The organism is Vibrio floridensis, from assembly GCF_021852965.1.
GTDB classification, from domain to species: domain Bacteria; phylum Pseudomonadota; class Gammaproteobacteria; order Enterobacterales; family Vibrionaceae; genus Vibrio; species Vibrio floridensis.
In genome coordinates this window covers 1-3003 of sequence record NZ_JAKGCY010000045.1, presented here as the reverse complement: position 1 = coordinate 3003, position 3003 = coordinate 1, and the positions used below count along the sequence as shown (strand labels likewise).

3 protein-coding genes and 1 tRNA gene are annotated in these 3003 nt (G+C 44.0%); 1 reads left to right on the top strand and 3 read right to left on the bottom strand.

Annotation, left to right across the window (positions count from 1 at the left end):
• Positions 1–105: 105 nt before the first annotated feature.
• Positions 106–182, top strand: a tRNA-Trp gene (locus tag LZU85_RS20565).
• A gap of 53 nt (positions 183–235) precedes the next feature.
• On the opposite strand, the gene LZU85_RS20560 is transcribed toward LZU85_RS20565, so the two are convergent.
• The 3 genes from LZU85_RS20560 to LZU85_RS20550 all read right to left on the bottom strand — a co-directional run bounded on the left by LZU85_RS20560 (position 236) and on the right by LZU85_RS20550 (position 2763).
• Positions 236–1289, bottom strand: a protein-coding gene (locus LZU85_RS20560) for an IS630 family transposase (protein ID WP_272909936.1) whose coding sequence is annotated in 2 segments (ribosomal slippage) — positions 236–829 and positions 831–1289 — 1053 coding nt in all. Because the reading frame shifts where the segments join, the coding sequence is not laid out codon by codon here.
• Positions 1290–1403: 114 nt separating this feature from the next.
• On the bottom strand, positions 1404–2135 hold the full coding sequence (locus tag LZU85_RS20555) for an oxygen-binding di-iron domain-containing protein (RefSeq protein WP_176299817.1): 732 nt from the start codon (positions 2133–2135) through the stop codon (positions 1404–1406).
• A gap of 16 nt (positions 2136–2151) precedes the next feature.
• A complete protein-coding gene (locus LZU85_RS20550; RefSeq protein WP_237288410.1) occupies positions 2152–2763 on the bottom strand; it encodes a chemotaxis protein in 612 nt (203 codons plus the stop codon).
• Positions 2764–3003: the final 240 nt, after the last annotated feature.

The following is a 3003-nucleotide window of genomic DNA, read 5'->3' as shown; positions in this document are numbered from 1 at the left end:
TAGTTCAGTTGGTTAGAATACCGGCCTGTCACGCCGGGGGTCGCGGGTTCGAGTCCCGTCCGCTCCGCCACTTATTCGAGAGTCGTCTCATTAAACACGAACTGCAGGGGTGTAGCTCCAATTGGCAGAGCAGCGGATTCCAAATCCGCGTGTTGGGAGTTCGAATCTCTCCACCCCTGCCATATTTCTTCCAAGGAATTTATTAAAGTCTCAACTATGTTGAGACTTTTTTGTTTTAGACCAATCTGGAAAATTGACTGGTCAGGTCTATCCATCTTCTCGAGCACATCTGTCTGACTCTGGTCGAACATTCCAAAAAACTATTCCAAGCCCTACATACTTTGGAGACAATGTCTTCGTAATTCGCAAAAGATTGATTAGCGAGATGGTGTTGTCTTAACCAACTCCACACTTGTTCTATCGGGTTGAGCTCTGGGGAATAGGGTGGAAGCTTGATGATACTGACATTATCAAATGGCTCAGCAATGTCATTGGTATGCCAACTCGCGCCGTCCATAATGACCACTGCGTGACGACCTTTTTCGGTCACCGCGGAGATCTGCTTCAGATGCTCAACCATTATGTTCTTGTTCACCCAAGGAACGACCATTACCTCACCAATACCTCTAGCGGGGCATACTGAGCCAAACAAATACGCATATTCAAACTGCTGCTGTTTTACCACTCTTGGTCTTGAGCCACGCTCAGCCCAAAGTCGAGTTGTCGTGTTTTGCTGGCCAAATCTTGCTTCATCTTGAAACCAGACATCGACGTTATCAAGCCCCATGTGACCGGGGATCTTAAGGATCGTTTCAATTTTGAATTTTTTTAAAATCGTCTTGGATTTGCTGGGATTGACGAGGGTGCTTGGAGCGTGAAGTTATCCAAGAAAAGCCCATATGGTTGAGCAAGTAGTAGATCGAATCTGGGTGGTAGTGTTTGCCAAATTCATTAACGATATAAGGATGAATATCGTTACCAGTTAATCGACCGCCAGACGAATCCATTGCTCGAGCTTTTATATACTGACCTAATTGTTCTCGCTGCTCCGCGTTAAGAAATGCTGGGCGACCCGTTCTTGGTTTCTCTTGCAGTCCTTCAAGCCCTTCTTCAAGGAAGGTTTGTACCCATTTATTCACACTGGTTCTGCTTACCTTAAGGAACTTAGCAATTTGGGTTCGAGAGTGGCCATCTTTAAAATGGGCCAATGCGAGCAATCGCATCTTCATTTGAATAGATTTTTGTTGGCTAGCAAGTTTTTTGAAATCAATGTTATTGAGACTGTACATAGCGTCATTTATCACGAAGAAGTAACAGCCTCAATTAGATCATATTTTTAGTTAGATTGGTATGAGTTGCTTTGACTACAGCATATTTTCATCAATTGGTATTCGTCACTGAGCCTATACTGCAATTCCTACCTCTAATTTATCCAGCCATTCTAGAAAGCGTTTCACATCATCACCTTTGAATATGCCACCATGCTGTGGGCACATCATCTCGATATCGAGTTTACTGACATGTTCTATCCATTTGGATTTGGCTTTTTCTGATGGCATCCATCGTTGGTGAAAGTAGGCCATTTTTTCTTTGTGTGAGTTAAAGTCAGTAACGAAAATGGGAGCATCAAGTTTGTCTAACGCTGCTCCAATATCGCCGGACATCAAGATTTTTGCATCTGAATCATAGACTGAAAAGTTACCAGAGGAATGCATGTAGTGTGCGGGTATGAACTGTATCTCAAGCCCCGCGATAGAAACGCTCCCCCCATCATCTCTTATCGGTGAGAAGTGAATCGACTCCATACCAAAGTGACGTATAAATCCCTCCCAAAGCCATGGAGAGTGCAAAGTGGCTTTAGGCAAAGTTTTATCCCATAATCCAAGAGAGGAGATAATGTCAGGGTCCTGATGCGAGGCGAACAAATGTGTTATTTGTTCAAGTGGGACTTCTTTAACAACGCTACTCAGCATTGCAGAGAAAAGTTCGATACCACCAGGGTCAAGCAGCATAGCCTGACCGTTGTGTATGATCATATATTGGTTGGTATCGATGATCTTATCTGGCTTGTGTGGATCTCTACCAAACATTAACCACTGGTGGTTCCCCTCTTGGTAAAGAATTTCTGAACGCATAATGAAACTTCCTTGCTTATAAAAAGAGTGAGAAAAGTTTAAGTGATTGGGAAACATGAAGACGAATGGCGTCAGAGAACTTGGTCACGCTATCCGCTATGGTATTGAGTTGCTCTCGATAGCGCTCATCGACTTGAGATGCTTCAACACTCAGCATTGTGGAAATTATCTGAGCAATACGTAACTGGTCATAAAGTTCTTGTAAAGCTTCCTGGAGGTCTTTAGCTTGCGTTCTGAATAGCTGATTAAGAAGTGTATATTCCTCTTGTGAACGTGATTTAGCACTTGATAAGCTGGCTGCGAAGCGTGCGTTACCTGCTAATACAACCACATGATCCAGCCGCTCTAGCACAAATTGAGCTCGTGTACGTTCGGTGGCGATTTGACTGAGTTGCTGCGCTTTAAGATTGATGGTGCTGGAAGAATGAAAGGTCAGTAGAACTAGCTCGTCAATTGAGTCTGTAACTGGTCGAAAACCCGCAGCACTTTGACCGGCTCTCAACGCTAATGCTCTGGCATTACTGGCAACAAGCTGAAGCTGTTTGGCTATTTTAACCCCACGATTTAGCTCTGCCGAGACTTCTGCAGCAATGACGAATAATGGTTTCTGTTCTGTGGATCGGGGCATACTTATTCTGTCACTCAGACTATTGATACTATAGGTATAGAACTGAGTTGCACACTTGCCAACTTATTGAAGAAAAATGCTCCAGTTTTGGGTGATGGATGACCAAGTAAATTTGATGAACTAGAAACGAAAAAAAAAGCCGCATCATTGATGCGGCTTTTTAAATGTGGCTCCTCCTGCTGGGCTCGAACCAGCGACCTGCGGATTAACAGTCCGTCGCTCTACCGACTGAGCTAAGGA